Origin of the sequence: Candidatus Poriferisodalis sp. (genome assembly GCF_965205175.1) — a bacterium.
In the GTDB taxonomy this organism is placed as follows: Bacteria; Actinomycetota; Acidimicrobiia; order Acidimicrobiales; family Poriferisodalaceae; genus Poriferisodalis.
The window spans coordinates 1,223,707-1,239,606 of record NZ_OZ242038.1 but is presented as its reverse complement, the minus strand read 5'-3'; the positions used below and the strand labels follow the sequence as shown (position 1 = coordinate 1,239,606).

Sequence of the window (15,900 nt, the reverse complement as noted above, 5' to 3'; positions counted from 1 at the left end):
GCCGAACGCCGTCCGCGGCGCTCGCCGCTCAGTCTCCGGGCGGCGTTCCGGGCCGGTCCAGAGGCAGACCTCGCAGCAGCTCTTGGTGCTCGCCCAAACGCGGTGCCGGCGTGGCGCGCCACGGCGTCGCCGAGAAGCGATACGGGGCGCCTGGGTAGGTCACCGAGGTTCCGTCGTGGTCGAGCTCCACGGGAAAGCCCCGCGCCACGAAGTGCCCGTCGCCCAGCATCTCCTCGGGCGAGTACACGATGCCGCACGCAAGCCCGATCGACTGCAGGCCGACGAAGAGCTCGTGAGCGCCGAGTCGCTCGGCCAAGAAGTTGACGGTGTCACGTCCGGCGCCGAACACCTCAGCGCCGAGCGGGTCTGCATCGAGGTCCAGAATGTCGATCAGCTCGTAGTCCTCGCCCAGCTTCAGCAGCTCCATGTGCGGGCACTCGTCGGCCAGGTCCAGCTCGGCCACCCATGCGGCCAGTGCAGCGAACTCGGGTCCGCGCCGAGGCGGCACCCCCGTGTTGAGCCAGCGACCGCCGGCGCAGCGCACCTGCGTGGGCTCTGAGAGCTGCGGGAGTGCATGACGGCCAGTCTGCCGCTGCACGTCGACCTGCTGGTTCAGCCAGAAGTAGGTCGCGAACTCACACGTCAGATTTGCGGCAGCGAGCATCGAGACGTCGATGAGCTGGCCGCGGCCGGACTCCTCGCGCCACAGCAGCGCCGCCAGCAGGGTCGCGACCGCGTAGTGGCAGGCCATCTGCAGGCCCTGGTTTCCGCCGCCTCTCACCGGAGGGATCGTGTGATCGTCGTAGCCGCACGACCATATGGGTCCGCCCTCGGCCAGCACGGTGAGATCGGTGGCGGGCGGGTCGGGCCGGTCGCGCCCGTTGTGAGTGATCGACACCCAGATGAGCCGATCACGGTTCAGCTGGTCCCAGTCGAGTCCGATCGCTCCAAGGCGACCGGGCGGCTCGGCTTCGATCACGACATCGCAGGTGCTCACGAGGTGCCGAAAATCGTTCGCGCCGGTGGCCTCGTCCACGTCAAGCACCACCGAGCGCTTCGAGGTGTTGTAGTGCCACCACCACAACGCCCGCTCAGGGTCGGGCGTGTCGCGGGCGAACGGTCCGTAGACGCGCATCGGCGAACCGCCCGGCGGCTCGACCACGATCACCTCCGCGCCCATGTCTGCCAGCAGCTTCCCCGCGAGCGCGCATCGCTCCGAGGTCAGCTCCACCACCCGGATGCCGTCCAGCGGGCGGCGATGCTGCGACGCCGCCGTATCCGCCGGTGCTGGGTTCGCCGGCGAAGTTTCGGCCACTGCAGAGTCAGCCGGTGCGGTGTTCGCCTGCGACATCAGATCACCCCCGTGGCTTTCAGCTCCGCGATCTCGTCTGTGTTGCGGCCCAGCACGTCGCCGAACACGTACTGGTTGTCCTCGCCCAGGCACGGTGCGCCGCGGGCGATGGCCCAGTCGGTCTGGCTCAGCCGCGCCGGCAGCCCTTCGACGCGCGTGTCGCCCACCGCACTGTGCGGCACGGTCACCCACAGGCCGCGTTCGGCGGTGCGAGGGTCGCCGTCGATGCGCTCGCTCGGACGCAGCACCGGCGCGGCGGGCACTCCAGCCTCGACCAGCTTGGCGCGCACGGCGTGCTTGTTCTGCTGAGCTGTCCAGCTGCCGACCAGTCGCTCCAGCTCGTCCTCGTGCGCCAGGCGACCGGCCAGACGCTGCCAGCGGTCGTCGCCGGTCCACAGCTCGCCGACGGCAGCCGCGAAGCGCTGCCAATCCTCATCGTCACGCACCGCGATGGCCACCCACTCGTCGTCGCCGTCGCACGCGAAGATGCCATGCGGCGCCATCGCCGGCGATTGGGAGCGATTGCTGTTGGGCATCCCGCTGCGGCGGGCCCGGCGGCCGTTCACCGTGAAGTCCAGCGACGCCGCGCCGTGCAGCGTGCCCGCTGCCTCGATGCATGCCAAGTCCACCCACTGGCCCTCGCCGGTCCGCTTGCGGTGGTACAGCGCCATCAGCAGCGCTATCGCCATGTAGTACGCGCCGGTGTGGTCCATGAACGAGTAGCCCCATCCCGCCGGCGGCAGGTCGGGCAGCCCCGACTGGAACGTGAGACCCGAAACGGCCTGGGCTATCGGGCCCCAGGAGCGGAAACCGGCGTAGGGGCCGGTGGCGCCGAAACCGCAGTTCGACACGTAGACGATGTCAGGCTTGATCCGCCGAAGCTCGGCGTAGCCGAAGCCGAGGCGCTCCATGACGCCGGCCGCGAAGTTCTCGGTGACCGCGTCGCTGACCGCGATCAGCTCGCGCAGCAGCTCCTTGGCGCGCTCGCTGCGCAGATTGAGCGTGATGCCGAGCTTGCCAGCGTTGTGGCTGTTGAACGAGCCTCCGGCCTCGATCCCGCGGTGCTCGCCGACGAATGGCTGCGTGCCTCGCAGGATGTCCCAGCGGCCCTCGCGTACGGGGTCTTCGATGCGGATCACCTCCGCGCCCAGGGCCGCCAAGATCTTCGTGGCGCCGGCGCCCGCCAGCTGACCGGTGAAGTCGCAGATGCGGATGCCTCCGAGCGCGCCGGGCTCAACACGGGGCCACAGCGGCGAGGTAGGCGCTACCGGCGCAGCGGGCGACGTCGGCGCAGCGGGCGAGGTGGGCGAAGCCGACAATGCTGATGCTGCACTCGAAGCCGGCGATGTCGCGTTCATGGCACCAGGTCGCGCATGGGAGTGCGGGCACGGCCGGGCTCATCGGCCAGCGCTCGTGCGCGCTGCTGGCAGTCCGCAAGCGCATCGGCAAGGGTCGCCGTCCACGCCGTCATGTCCGGTCGCCTCGCACGACCGCCGTCGGGACCCGCAGGCGGAGCGAGCGGCTCGCCCACCACGATCGCGACCTGCGTCCGACGCGGGAATCGCGCACCGCTGGGCATCGACTCGCGTGTGCCCGCAATGCCGACCGGCAGCACCGACGCCCCCGACTTCGCGGCCAGCCATGCGGTGCCGTCGAAGATGGGGGCGATGTCGTCGCGCGGCTGTCTGGCGCCTTCGGGGAAGACCAGCAGTACCTCACCGTTGCGGAGCAGCTCGAGTGCGGCCCGCATGGCATCGAGGTCCGCCGCGCCGCGCCGCACCGCAAAGGCACCCATCGAACGCATGAACCAGCCGAGCGGCCTAGGGCTGAACAGCTCCTGTTTGCCGAGATAGCGGACTCGGTGATGGGTGAGGCTGCCGAGCAGCGGTCCGTCGAGGTGGCTGCGATGGACCGGTGCGTAGATCAGCGGGCCCGCTTCGCGCAACTGCTCCTGACCAGCAGCGCGCAGCCGGTAGACGCGAAACAGCAGGCTGCGCACGAGGCCCCGCGCCGCTCGCCACGTCAGCACTCCTGCCACCCCGTCTGAGCCCAACTGCCCCGCGGCGCCGCGCAGCTTCGAGGTGACCGCGCCGCACAGGCGCGAACTCGGTCTGTCCCGCCCAGATGTGCTCTGACGAGGTCTGCTCTGGCTGGACCGGCTCTGGCGCCATCTGTTCACATCCAGATTGTGGCCCCTTACGGCCGCTGATGCGTCCATGCGGGCAGGCTCGGCATCTGTTCGGCGTACAGCCACGAGGCGAGCAGAGCCGCTGCCTCGGCGCCGCCGAGCTGCGCTACGAGCGCCATGAACTCCGGCGTCGTCGCATGGCCTCCGCCAGACCGTCGATAGTGGCTTCGCAGAATCTCGAAGAAGGTGTCATCGCCGAGGTGGCGGTGCAGCGCATGCAGGCTCAGCGGGGATCGCTGGTACACCGACGCGATGTCGAACAACTGTTCTACCGCGATCCGTCCCGGGGGTGCGGCACGAAGATCGCGCGCTTGCCGCCATTCATCGATCATCAGCGCATCAAGGTCCTCGCCGCCGTGTTCTGACACGTAGAGGAGCGCCAAATAGTGCGCGAATCCCTCGTTGAGCCAGATGTCGCCCCAGTCGCCCGGTGATACCGAGTTGCCGAACCACTGGTGCGCCAACTCGTGGGCGATGACCAACGGCGTCAGCATCTGGTCGCCGTGCAGCGAGAGCGTCTGGTTCTCCATGGCGAAACCGATGCTGAACGGGAGTACCAAGGTGCCGTACGCATCGAACGGATACGGGCCGATCAGGCGCTCGAAGAACGCAATGGCGTCGGGGGTAACCGAAAGAGCATCTAGGGCGGCTTGGCGGTCCGTGTCCGTCAGCGAACTCGGGAGGTAGTCGCGGATCAGCACGCTGTTGCCGGATGCTTGCACGTGACGCTCGAATTCGCCGATGTACACCGCAGCCAGATAGGTTGCCATCGGGTCGTCCATCTGCCAGGTGAACGTGCGCCTGCCGTCGGCGGCAGACTCCTCCACGAGCAGGCCGGTGGATGCCGCCGTGAGGTGCGCCGGCACGGTGACGGCGATGGTGAACGTGGCCTTGTCGGTCGGGTGGTTGTTGGACGGGAACCACGACATAGCACCAGACGGCTCACTGGAGGTGAAGATCACGTCCTCCCAGTTGAACCAGCCGATCTCGTGGTACGGCACTCCGGGATCGTCGATGTGCTGCGGCTCTCCCGAGTACGCAACCTCAACGGTGAAGCTGGCACCTGCGGGCACTGGCGTCGACGGCTTCACGACCAGTTCGGCGCGCTCGCGCAGATGCTCGGCTGCGACGCCGTCCACCGTCACCGCATCCACTTGGAGGCCGGAGAAGTCCAGGTAGATCGTCTCGAGCGCTGCGGCTGACACCGCATGCACCGTGGTCACGCCGCTCAGCGTGTTGGCGGCCGGGTCAACGTCGAGCAGCAGGTCGTAGTGGGTGACGTCGTAGCCGCTGTTGCCCAGCCACGGGTACAAGCTGTCGCCCGCGCCGGCGCCGGGCGGAGGAGGCGTCTGGTCCGCCGGGACGGTCACGAACGGCGGCGGAGTCGATGCTTGCCCGTCAGGTGCGGCAGCGTCAGGTGTCGTCGCAGCGGGCGCGGTGGACGGCATCGTGACCGTAGTCGTAGCAGTCGTCAGGGTGGAGGGCGTCAGCGCCGTCGTTGTCGTTGGGTCTGCGGGCGGCAGTGACGTCTCGGCGCGGTCATCGGCAGCGCCAGTACACGCCGCGAGCCACAGCGCAGCACCGCACACGAGCGCAGCAAGCCTGATGCCCCTGCGCATGTTCCTGCCACGCAGCACGCTGCCGGTCAGCGAGATTCCGTCGTCCCGACTTCCCCATTCCCCCATGCACCATCGCCTGAGCATCGACACCATGCTTGCAGGTAAGTCCGCTGGAGTGTTCGCGCCCTGGCGTAGGCGGCTGTTGTCGCCGGACGTCGCCCGCGGCCGAAGCGGCAGCGCCCCGCCGAGTCACCGAAACGCTCGTACAGTTGCGAGATGCAGCCCTCGGCCGAATCGGCTGCTCAGCTCAGGGGTTCAGTTCGGGTGCTCGGCCAAGGCAGGAAGTGCAGGTGGCCCGGCGGCTCTGTTCCAGATGCTCAGCCCAAATGCGCGTCGAAGTGGTCGAGGGTGCGCTGCCTGGCCAGTGCAGCAGCATCGGGGTGATAGCTGGCACGTGCGTCACAGTTGAAGCCGTGGTCTGCGCCCTCGTAGACATGCACGGTGATGTGGTCCCAGCGGTCGGCGATCGCCTGCACGTTCTCGATCGGGATGCCGCGGTCCTCGGTCCCGAAGTGCAGCATCAGCGGCGCTTGGGGCCGCTCGTCGAGATGCGGCATGATCTGCCCGCCGTAGTAGCCCGATGCCGCAGCGATCCTGTCTGCGAGGCGGGCCGAGGCCACGTAGCACATCGAGCCGCCCCAGCAGTAGCCGACGATGCCGACGTTCCCGCCCTCCGCGGCCCAGTCCGCCGCCGCGGAGATGTCGTCCATGACCTGATCCACGGTGAGGTCCTCGAAGGCGATCTTGCGGCCCACGTCGATCCCTTCGGCGTCGTAGTCCAGCTCCACGCCTTGCCGCACGCGGTCGAACAGCGCCGGCGCCACGGCCACGTACCCTCGGCCGCGTAGCCGTCGGCGACGCTGCGGATGTGGTCGTTGACGCCGAAGATCTCCTGCACGACCACCACGCCGCCCTGTGCCGGCCCGCTGGGCGTGGCCCGGTACGCGCTGATGGAGGTTCCGTCAGCGGCTGTCAGCGAAATCGTCTGTCCCATAGCGCCACTGTCTAGCCGACCCTGCCCAGTCCGCGCCATCGAGCCGGCGCTGCCAAGCCGACGCTGCTCAGGTGAGGCCCATGAAGCGGCGGGCGTTGGTGTAGACCACCTCGTCTCGCAGGGCGCTCACCTCGTCGTCGAAGCCCTCGAAGGTCTCGTTCAGCTCCGCGAGCGCGCCGGGGAACGTGCAGTCGTAGTGCGGGTAATCCGAGCCCCACACGACGGTGTGGGCCAAGCCCATGGCAGCCACCTGCTCGAAGGCGTCACCCTCGCCGGCCTCCATGGTCACGAAGCACTGCTCGGAGAAGATCTCGGTGGGGTCGCGCTTGAGCCGCGGCACGAGGTGGCCCATGGCCTCCTTGTGCTCGTCGAGCCGGTCCAGCCAGTACGGCAGCCAGCCCAAGCCGGACTCGAAGAAGCCCACCCGCAGCATCGGGTGATCGTCGAGGACGCCGGAGGCCACCATCTCCATCACTGCGGCCATCTGCTCAAAGGGATGGCACACCATGTGTACGTAGAACTGGTTCTCATAGCGGGTCTTGGCAAAGCTCGGCATTCCCGAGCCGAAGCTGCCGTGAATGCCGACCGTCAGATCGTGATGCTCCGCCGCCGACCAGACCCGGTCCATCTCGGCCGAGAACAACTCGAGCCCGCCGTAGCGCTCGGGGCGGAACGTGATGCCGGTCAGCCCTGCGTTGGCCACCTCACCGATGACCTCCACCGCGCCGTCGACCGACTGCAGCGGGCACACCCCCATGCCGAACAGCCGATTCGGGTCAGCCGAGCAGAAGTCGGCCATCCAGCGGTTGTACGCGCGGGCGTTCTCCACGGCGACATCAGGTGCCTTGATGTCGCCGGAGATCAGCATCAGCGACGGGAACATCAGTGCTGCGTCGAGCCCTTCGTCGTCCATCACCGCCAGGCGAGCCGCCGGGTCGTAGCTGCCGGGCACGATGTCGTCCCAGGTGACGTCGCTGCCGTACGCGTGCGGGATGCAGGCCGGCGCAATGCCGTTGCGCAGCTTCTTGCCTTCCGCGAACGCCGCGTCGCTGCCGTCGCCCAGCACTCGGCACTGCATGATGAGGTCCCGGTACTTCGGGTCGGCGTACTCCTGCCACACCGAGGGCGGTTCCGCGATGTGCGCATCCGCGTCGTAGACCGGCACCGTGCCGTTTTTCGCCAGCGGCCCTGCGCTCTTGTGCGTGTACGTCGTAGCCATGTCAAGCCTCCCCTTGCTCCCCGCCCGTGTACCCTCCGGCGGACTGTCCCCAAGGCCCCATTCTGTCGCCTGCTGCGAGCCGATGCGCAGCGATCCGGCAAGCGGCCGCGGCCATGCACCGTTGCCGTACTCAAGCAGGCTCACAGCTGAGCCGATGCAACAGACAAGCCGACGAAGCAGGCGGGCCGTGCCGGGTTCCAGCAGCGGTTCAGCCTGGTTCAGCCTGGCTCGGTCTAGTTCAGTCGGCGAAGAGCGCTCGCAGGCCTGCGCTGACGGCCGGGGCGACCACGGTGTTGTGATTCTCGCCGGGGAACACGCGCCACGTCAGGTCGATGTTGCGGTAGCCGCGGGCGGAGAACTGGTCGTGGAACTTGGCCTGGGGCGAGTACTCGCCGGTCTCGTGCTCGCCCATCGACATGAAGACCTTGACATCCGGGTCGCCGCCGGCGGCAGCGTGCTCGGCTTCGAGCCGGAACATGACCTCGTAGTCCCACCACACCGAGGGACTGGCCAGCAGGTAGCGAGCGAACATGTCCGGCGCGTTGAACAGCACATGCAACCCGAACAGCGCCGTGAACGAGTGGCCCACGTAGGTCGCCTCGCCGACGTGGTAGCGGCCGCGCAGCAGCGGCAAGACGTCTTCGGCCAGCCACTGCCGGAACGACTCGGCCTGGCCGGTCTGCGAGGCCGGCAGCCGGACGCCGGTCATCGGCGGCGGCACTGCAGGTGTCACGGTGAAGTCGACGGCGCGCAGGTCGAGCATCTCGCGCATGTCGGCGGTGTCGTGCGCGATGCCGGCTACCACGCAGCGGGGCGTCTCGCGCGACATCGACAGCAACCGAGTGGTGTCCACTGCGGTGCCGAAGGTCCACGGCGCATCGCAGCACACCACCAGCGGGTACGGCCGCGCGGCATCGGCGCGGTAGCCCATCGGCGTTGCCACCCACAGCTGGTAGCTCCGGCCGGCGTCGCGACGTCGAAGAATGTGCGTGTCAACCGGCCAAGCACCCGAGTCAGCCACGGCACGGAGGCTAGATGCACATTGGCCTGAGGTCAGCCATGAGGTCATTGGCGCGTGACGCGGAACGGCAGCCGCGGTCGCGAACAGGTAGGCATTCGCGTGGCGATTCATGCAGAATTCGCCCGCTCTCGCTTGCGCCCGTCGGTTCGCCGGCGCGCAGGCGGGCGCATGGCCACCTCGCGGGAGTCACATGCCGGTACTGCGAACTCACATCGACACCTCCGCTGCGTGGTTCGCGAAGAACTGCGAAGACATGACAGCGCAGCTCGCCGAGCTGGACGAGCTGCACCAGCAGGCCGCGGCTGGCGGAGGCCCGCAGGCCATGGCGCGCATGCGCAACCGCGGCAAGATGCCGGTGCGCGAACGCATCGCGATGGTGCTGGACCGTGACTCGCCGTTCTTCGAGATCAGCGCTCTGGCCGGCTACTGCTCGAACTACGCCGTCGGCGGCGGGCTGGTGATGGGCATCGGCGTCGTGAACGGCGTCGAGTGCATGATCGAGGGCAACGACCCGAGCGTGCTCGGCGGCGCCATCACCGTGTTCGCCGGACGCAAGATCATGCGCGCCATCGAGATCTGCCGAGAAAACCGGCTCCCCTACATCCAGTTCGTGGAATCGGCCGGCGGCGATCTGCGCGGCGACGACGACCCCGAGCGACAGATGCGCGAGCAGGAGAGCCACTTCGCCGAGTCCGGACGGCTGTTCTACGACGTCACCGAGCTGTCGAAGCTGAGGATCCCGTCGGTCGCCGTGGTGTTCGGCAGCTCCACTGCAGGGGGCGCCTACCAGCCCGGCATGAGCGACTACAACATCTTCATCCGCAAGCAGTCCAAGGTCTTCCTGGGCGGGCCGCCGCTGGTGAAGATGGCAACCGGCGAGGACTCCGACGACGAGACGCTGGGCGGGGCACAGATGCATGCGGAGACCTCGGGCCTCGCCGACTATCTGGCCGAGGACGAAGCCGATGCGCTGCGCATCTGCCGGGAAGTCGTGGCGCACCTGAATTGGCGCAAGCTGGGCCCCGGGCCGACCATGCCGGCTGATCCCCCGATACACGATGCGCAGGAACTGCTGGGGCTGATGCCGCGAGACCTCCAAGCGCTGATCGACTGCCGCGAGGTCGTCGCCCGCATCACCGACGGCTCCCGCTTCGAGGAGTTCAAGGCCCGCTACGGCACGACGCTGGTGTGCGGCTGGGCATCGATCCACGGCTTCCCGGTGGGCATCCTGGGCAACAACGGCCCGTTGTTCAGCGACAGCTCGGAGAAGGCCGCCCAGTTCATCCAGCTCTGCAACCAGCAAGACGTCCCGCTGGTGTTCCTGCAGAACATCACGGGCTACATGGTGGGCAAGGACTTCGAGCAGGGCGGGATCGTCAAGAACGGCTCGAAGATGATCAACGCCGTGTCGAACTCGATGGTGCCTCACATCACGGTCATCCTGGGCAACAGCTACGGGGCGGGGAACTACGGCATGTCCGGACGAGCGTTCAACACCAGATTCACCTACCTGTGGCCCACCGCGAAAATCGCCATCATGGGGCCGAAGCAGATTGCCGGCGTCATGTCGATCGTCCGGCGGGGCCAGGCCATGCGCCGCGGCGTCGAGTTCGACGCGGAGGCCGACCGCAGGATCACCGAGCAGGTGGAGCACTATCACGAGCTGAAGTCGTTGGCCGCCTACGCCAGCGGGCGAGTGACCGACGACGGCGTCATCGACCCGCGCGATACCCGAGACGTGATCGCGATGTCGCTGTCGGTGTGCCACAACAATGTCGTCAAGGGCGCCGACGGGTTCGGCGTCTTCCGCATGTAGGGCCGCTGAAGTGAGGGCCGCAGCAATGCACGAAGCACCGACCATCGCAAGCCACTGCAACGGCCCGGAGCGCAACAGCCCACAGGTCGATCGCCCCGAGGGCACTGAGCCTGCGCACGCCGGGCCGGAGGCCGTCGAGCCGGTTGGCAGCGAGCAGGAGGCTCGTCGATGAGCACGACAGCCGCGCCAGGGTCCCGCCCGCTGCGGCGACTGCTCGTGGCCAACCGCGGCGAGATCGCCCGCCGGGTGTTCCGCACGGCGCGCTCGATGGGCATGTCGACCGTGGCCGTCTATGCCGACGGCGATGCGCGCGCCCCGTTCGTGACCGACGCCGACGTGTCCGTGCCCTTAGGAGGCCGCTCGGCCGCCGACACCTACCTCGACATCGACAAGGTGATGGCAGCAGCGGACCGCAGCGGCGCCGATGCCGTCCACCCGGGCTACGGCTTCTTGTCGGAGAACGCTGCGTTCGCTCAGGCCGTGATCGATGCCGGTCTCATCTGGGTCGGACCGCCGCCGCACGCCATCGCCGCAATGGGCGACAAGCTGGCGGCGAAGGAGGCGATGGCCGCGGCCGGCGTGCCGACGCTGCCGTCGGTGCCGGTCACCGAGGACTTGAGCGAGGACGCGTTGAGGGCCGCAGCAGCCGAGGTGGGCTTTCCGGTGCTGGTCAAAGCAGCCGCCGGCGGAGGCGGCAAAGGAATGCGCATCGTCGATCACGCCGAGGAGCTGGCCGATGCGGTCGCCGGCGCCCGCCGCGAAGCCGCCGGTGCGTTCGGCGACGACACCGTGTTCTTGGAGCGCTGCCTGCCGGCGCCGCGCCACGTGGAGATGCAGGTGCTCGGAGACACGCACGGCCACCTCCTGCACTGCTTCGAGCGCGAGTGCTCCATCCAGCGGCGCCACCAGAAGGTCATCGAGGAAGCGCCATCGCCTGCGGTCACGCCGGCGCTGCGGGCTCGCATGGGCGAGGCAGCGCTGGCAGCTGTGCGCTCCATCGGGTACCACTCAGCCGGCACGGTGGAGTTCCTGCTGGACGGAACCGGCGACGATGCGAGCTTCTGGTTCTTGGAGGTCAACACCCGTCTGCAGGTCGAGCACCCGGTCACCGAGGCGATCACCGGGCTGGATCTCGTGCGAGAACAGCTTCGCATCGCGTCGGGGGAAGAACTCGGCTACTGCCAAAGCGATCTGGCCATCGGCGGCCATGCCGTCGAGGCCCGCCTGTACGCCGAGGACCCTTGCAGCGACTTTCTGCCGCAGACCGGCACGATCGAACTGTGGGCCCCCGCCGCAGACACGTCTGCACGCTTCGACTCGGGCATCGAAGCCGGCTCGGTGGTCGGCACGGAGTTCGACCCGATGCTGGCCAAGGTGATCGTCGCGGCCCCGACTCGTCGCGAGGCCGCACTCGGACTGGCGGCGGCACTGGAGCGCACTCGCATCGGCGGCGTCTTGACCAATCGGGACTTTCTGGCTGCGGTGCTGCGCAGCGATGAGTTCCTCGCCGGCGACACCACCACGGACTTCATCGAGCGGACAGGACTGGCGACGATTTCGCAGGCGCCGGAGCGGACGCAGTTCACCCATGCCGCTGCGGCTGCGATTGCGTTGGTCTCCCAGCACCGCAATCGCTGCAGCGCCACTGCGTTGGGATTCATGAGCTCGGGTTACCGAAACAGCGCCATGCCAGACGAGATGCTGCCGCTCGCGACCGTCGGCGCCGACGACATCGACGTCAGCGTGACCTACCGACGCCGGCGCGACGGCGACTATCGGCTGCGCGTCGCCCCTCTGCAGACCGAGGCACCCTACGCGCCGCCGCAGACTGAGCTGACACAAACTGACCTGACACAAACTGACCTGACACAAACTGACCTGACGCAGACACCGCCTGCGCCGAACGATGATGCGAACGGCGGAACCGCTGCGCCGCGGGCCAGCGAGTTCGTCGTGCGCCCCCACTCGATCCAGCTGCGCGCCGTGGCTGAGCAAGCGGCCGACTGCGACGCCGGCGCTGCGGCGGCCGAGGCTCTGGATGCCGAACTCGACGTCTCAGCGGGCGGACTGCGCGGCACGTGGCAGGTCAGCCGGCGCGGGCGCAACTGGTACGCGACCGGCCCGTTGGGCGGTTCGGTGATGCTGCGCGAGCACTCTCGCTTCCCCGACTCGCACGCGGAGACGGCCGAAGGCGGGCTGGTTGCGCCAATGCCGGGCAGAGTGCTGATGGTGAACGTGGCGGCCGGCGACCGCGTGAGCGAAGGTCAGGTGCTCGTCGTCCTCGAAGCCATGAAGATGGAGCACCAGATCGCGGCTCCGACGAACGGCGAGGTCGCCGAGGTGCGAGTCGGCGTGGGCGACCAGATCGACAACGGCGAGCTGATAGCGGTGATCACGGCCGACGACTGACCGAGCCGGCGCAGGGACGACGCACGGCGTACCGCAAGCGGGCTACTGTCAACACGAGTCTTCGGGGTCCGTGCCATCCGCCGGACAGCAGAAGGCAGACAGGGGAACAGGGGGACCAGCCCATGAGCACCGCAGAACTGCATCGACCCGGCCGGCTGGGCAACCCGGCGATGACGCTGGCGACCGACCCTCGTTCGGACCGGCGGATGATCGCGGCCATGGAACCGATGGGCCTCGCCGGCGAACCGGCCGCGACGCCTGTCACTGCGGCTTCGGCCATCGACGAGATGCACGCCTACGTGGACGCCGCCGAGCCCATGTACGAGCAGCTCTTCGATGCGCTCTACGACGCCTTGCCGCCGGTGCAGGGCGTGACCTCGCGCACCGAAATCATCGCCGGCGTCGACGGCAACGACATCTCCCTGTACATCCATGCGCCTGCCGAAACCAGCGGCCTGCTGCCGTGCGTGTACCACATTCACGGGGGCGGCATGGTGCTGCTCAAGGCGGCAGGCAAGTCGTATCGGCGCTGGCGCGACGAACTCGCCGCGTTGGGCTTGGTGGCTGTGGGCGTGGAGTTCCGCAACGCCAGCGGGGCACTGGGCCGTCATCCATATCCGGCCGGACTCAACGACTGCGCGTCCGGGCTGCGCTGGGTGGCCGACAACAAAGCGGCATTGGGCATCAGCACTATCACCGTCTCGGGCGAGTCGGGCGGCGGCAACCTCACGCTGGCCAGCACACTGAAGGCGAAGCGCGACGGCTGCCTCGACATCATCGACGGCGTGTTCGCGCAGTGCCCGTACATCTCAGGCGCGTACGCCGACCCGCCCGCACACCTGGTGTCGCTGTTCGAGAACGACAAGTACTTCCTGGAAGTTGCCAACATGGGCGCGCTGATGCGTCTGTACGACCCCTCCGGCGCCAGCGACCGCGACCCGTTGGCGTGGCCGCTGCACGCAACAGCAGACGACTTGGAAGGCCTGCCGCCCCACGTCATCTCGGTGAACGAGCTCGACCCGTTGCGCGACGAGGGCCTCGAGTACTACCGAAAGCTGCTCGCCGCCGGCAATGCGGCCCAGTCGCGCACCGTCAACGGCACCTGCCATGCAGGCGACGTGATCTTCCGCGCTGCGATTCCGGACGTGTACGCGGCCACCGCCACCGCACTGCGCGACTTCGCGTACTCGCTCTGATCCGCCGGTCGCCGTCGTCGAGCACAGGGGCGGCTGCCGACGCTTCGGCAGGTGTTCACAGGCCGAGCACGCGAACGGCATTGTCGTGCAGGTACTTGCGCTCGATGTGCGGCGGCAGCTCCCAGCCCGCGACGATGCGGCGCAGGTCGGCGAGCGGACCGCAGTTGGGATAGACGCTGCCGAAGAGCACTTGGTCCGGCAGCTGACGGGCCAGCGCGGTGATGTAGTCCTCAGCGCCAGGAAAGCCGTAGTGGACGTACTGGCCTGGCACGATGACCACATTGGGCTGCTTGTACGCCACGCCGATCGCCTCTCGCACGTACGGCCAGCCGCCGTGCTGAATGGAGACCGTCAGTTGGGGGAAGTCCGTGGCCACGCGGTCGGCATACTCGGGGCGGCAGTCGTCCTGATACGGGCCGAGCAAACAGCTCATGGTTGTGGACACGATGAGCCCGAGACGCTGCGCCTCCTCGTAGATCGGATAGAGCGCTCGGTCGTCGAAACGACGGCTGACACGCGCCGTCGAGGGGTCCACCGTGACGCCGCGCATTCCCTGCGATGCCAGCTCAGCCAGCGACGCCGCTGCAGCTTCGACATCGCTGGGCTCGACAGAGCCGAACCCCACGAACCGCCCTGGATGTGCCGAGACGATCCGGCCGATCTCGGCCGTGCCAGTGGGGTCCAGCCCACGAATGCCGGTCGGCCCGGGCACGCCGATGACACCCAGCGCGATCCCCGCGGCGTCCATCTCGGCGAACATCAGGTCCTCGGACTGCTGCACGAAGCTGGGACACGGTTCGAGACCCATGCGCTCGAGGTAGTGGTAGGTGGTCTGCGGTGTCCAGCTGCGCGCTCCGATGGGGCGAAATCGGAAGTCGATGACGGCGTTGTCGTCGCTGCTGCCTGCCCTTGCTGGGACATCCCCGAGGCGATGCACGGGCCGAGGCTCAGACCGGCGCGTCGGCAGTGAGAACGATCTTGCCGAAGAAGCGGCGCTCTTCCAGTGCCCGATGCGCCTCCACCCCGTCGGCCAGCGGCACCTGCGAATCGATGACCGGCACCAAGGCGCCGCTGCGCACCATCCCGAGCAACTCGTCGAGATCGCTGCGCTGCCATCCGTTGGAGCCGCGGATGTCCATCTCGGCGGTCCAGATGTAGCGCAAGTCGGTAGGCGGGTTGTAGCCGGCAGTCGCACCGCACGTGAGCACGCGTCCGCCTTGGCGCACGCATCGCAGCGAGCGGGCCCACGTGTCGCCGCCGGTGAAGTTGACCACCACGTCGTAACCGCCGCCGCCGAACAGCCCGCCGGTGCGCTCTCGGCAGTAGCGGGCGATGTCGACATCGGTGTAGTTGACGGTCTCGGCGGCACCGAGCTCGGCAAGACGCCTGCACTTGTCGTCGGTCCCCGCAGCGGCGATCACGCTCGCGCCGCGCATCACCGAGATCAGCAGCGCGGCGGTGCCCACACCCCCGCTGGCGCCCAGGATCAGCACCGTGTCTCCCGGGCCGACCCGGCCGCGAGTGACCATCATCCGGTGCGCTGTGCCGTAGGCCACCGGCAGACACGAAGCGTCCGCGTAGGAGACGTCGTCGGGCAAGGCGATGAGCTGGCTCGCGCGCACCGTGACGTACTGCGCGTACGCGCCCCACAGCGTGTCGCCGATCATGAAGATCTTGCCCGTCTCGCGATCGATGTGGACCGGATCCGCGAGCACCCGGTCGCCCACCGACCAGCCTTTCACGCCGGGGCCCAGCTCGGCCACCTGGCCAGCTGCGTCGCAGCCGGGGATGCCCGGCAGCGGCACCTTGATGCCCGGCATGCCGCGGCGAGTGAAGACATCGTGGTAGTTGAGCGAGCACGCCCGCACCGCGATGCGCACTTCACCTGCGCGGAGCTCGGGCGCGGCGATGTCCCGGTAGGACAGCACGTCGATGTCGCCGTGCTCGTCGAACACGATGGCCTTCATCGGGCTGTCTGTCGAAGTGCCCTGTGGCGCCTCATTGCCGTCATGTTATGGTCGCGTCGCTGCTTGTTTCAGTGCTTTCGGGCGGAGCGTGGGCAGGGGCCTCCGTGCCCGAACAGCTGC

General features: G+C 68.3%; 11 protein-coding genes and 1 pseudogene. 3 read left to right on the top strand and 9 right to left on the bottom strand.

Annotated features, from left to right (window positions below; translation table 11 throughout):
• Positions 1 to 28: 28 nt before the first annotated feature.
• From ACOGI4_RS05480 to ACOGI4_RS05450, 7 genes and pseudogenes are all read right to left on the bottom strand, one after another.
• Positions 29 to 1,351 (bottom strand): CoA transferase, encoded by a 1,323-nt coding sequence (locus ACOGI4_RS05480; RefSeq protein WP_419842916.1) that lies wholly within the window; start codon positions 1,349 to 1,351, stop codon positions 29 to 31.
• Positions 1,351 to 2,709 (bottom strand): CaiB/BaiF CoA transferase family protein, encoded by a 1,359-nt coding sequence (locus ACOGI4_RS05475; RefSeq protein ID WP_419842915.1) that lies wholly within the window; start codon positions 2,707 to 2,709, stop codon positions 1,351 to 1,353. The genes ACOGI4_RS05480 and ACOGI4_RS05475 overlap by 1 nt, the downstream gene beginning before the upstream one ends.
• On the bottom strand, positions 2,706 to 3,380 hold the full coding sequence (locus ACOGI4_RS05470; RefSeq protein WP_419842914.1) for a lysophospholipid acyltransferase family protein: 675 nt from the start codon (positions 3,378 to 3,380) through the stop codon (positions 2,706 to 2,708). The genes ACOGI4_RS05475 and ACOGI4_RS05470 overlap by 4 nt, the downstream gene beginning before the upstream one ends.
• Before the next feature lie 167 nt (positions 3,381 to 3,547).
• Positions 3,548 to 5,242 (bottom strand): M1 family metallopeptidase, encoded by a 1,695-nt coding sequence (locus tag ACOGI4_RS05465; protein WP_419843094.1) that lies wholly within the window; start codon positions 5,240 to 5,242, stop codon positions 3,548 to 3,550.
• 233 nt (positions 5,243 to 5,475) lie between these two features.
• A pseudogene (locus tag ACOGI4_RS05460) lies at positions 5,476 to 6,152 on the bottom strand (dienelactone hydrolase family protein).
• A 67-nt stretch (positions 6,153 to 6,219) separates the two neighbouring features.
• On the bottom strand, positions 6,220 to 7,371 hold the full coding sequence (locus ACOGI4_RS05455; RefSeq protein ID WP_419842913.1) for an amidohydrolase family protein: 1,152 nt from the start codon (positions 7,369 to 7,371) through the stop codon (positions 6,220 to 6,222).
• 238 nt (positions 7,372 to 7,609) lie between these two features.
• A complete protein-coding gene (locus tag ACOGI4_RS05450; RefSeq protein WP_419842912.1) occupies positions 7,610 to 8,392 on the bottom strand; it encodes an alpha/beta hydrolase in 783 nt (260 codons plus the stop codon).
• A 190-nt stretch (positions 8,393 to 8,582) separates the two neighbouring features.
• Here ACOGI4_RS05450 and ACOGI4_RS05445 point away from each other — a divergent pair, with 190 nt between their 5' ends.
• From ACOGI4_RS05445 to ACOGI4_RS05435, 3 genes are all read left to right on the top strand, one after another.
• The gene (locus ACOGI4_RS05445) at positions 8,583 to 10,208 is read left to right on the top strand and encodes an acyl-CoA carboxylase subunit beta (RefSeq protein ID WP_419842911.1); all 1,626 of its coding nucleotides are present in this window, start codon (positions 8,583 to 8,585) and stop codon (positions 10,206 to 10,208) included.
• 168 nt (positions 10,209 to 10,376) lie between these two features.
• Positions 10,377 to 12,617 (top strand): acetyl/propionyl/methylcrotonyl-CoA carboxylase subunit alpha, encoded by a 2,241-nt coding sequence (locus tag ACOGI4_RS05440; RefSeq protein WP_419842910.1) that lies wholly within the window; start codon positions 10,377 to 10,379, stop codon positions 12,615 to 12,617.
• 122 nt (positions 12,618 to 12,739) lie between these two features.
• Positions 12,740 to 13,813 carry an alpha/beta hydrolase fold domain-containing protein gene (locus ACOGI4_RS05435; RefSeq protein WP_419842909.1) on the top strand — a complete coding sequence of 358 codons (1,074 nt, stop codon included), beginning with the start codon at positions 12,740 to 12,742 and terminating at the stop codon, positions 13,811 to 13,813.
• A gap of 55 nt (positions 13,814 to 13,868) precedes the next feature.
• On the opposite strand, the gene ACOGI4_RS05430 is transcribed toward ACOGI4_RS05435, so the two are convergent.
• Positions 13,869 to 14,750 (bottom strand): amidohydrolase family protein, encoded by an 882-nt coding sequence (locus ACOGI4_RS05430; protein WP_419842908.1) that lies wholly within the window; start codon positions 14,748 to 14,750, stop codon positions 13,869 to 13,871.
• Positions 14,751 to 14,760: 10 nt separating this feature from the next.
• Complete coding sequence (locus ACOGI4_RS05425; protein WP_419842907.1) at positions 14,761 to 15,780, bottom strand: zinc-binding dehydrogenase; 1,020 nt, start codon at positions 15,778 to 15,780, stop codon at positions 14,761 to 14,763.
• Positions 15,781 to 15,900: the final 120 nt, after the last annotated feature.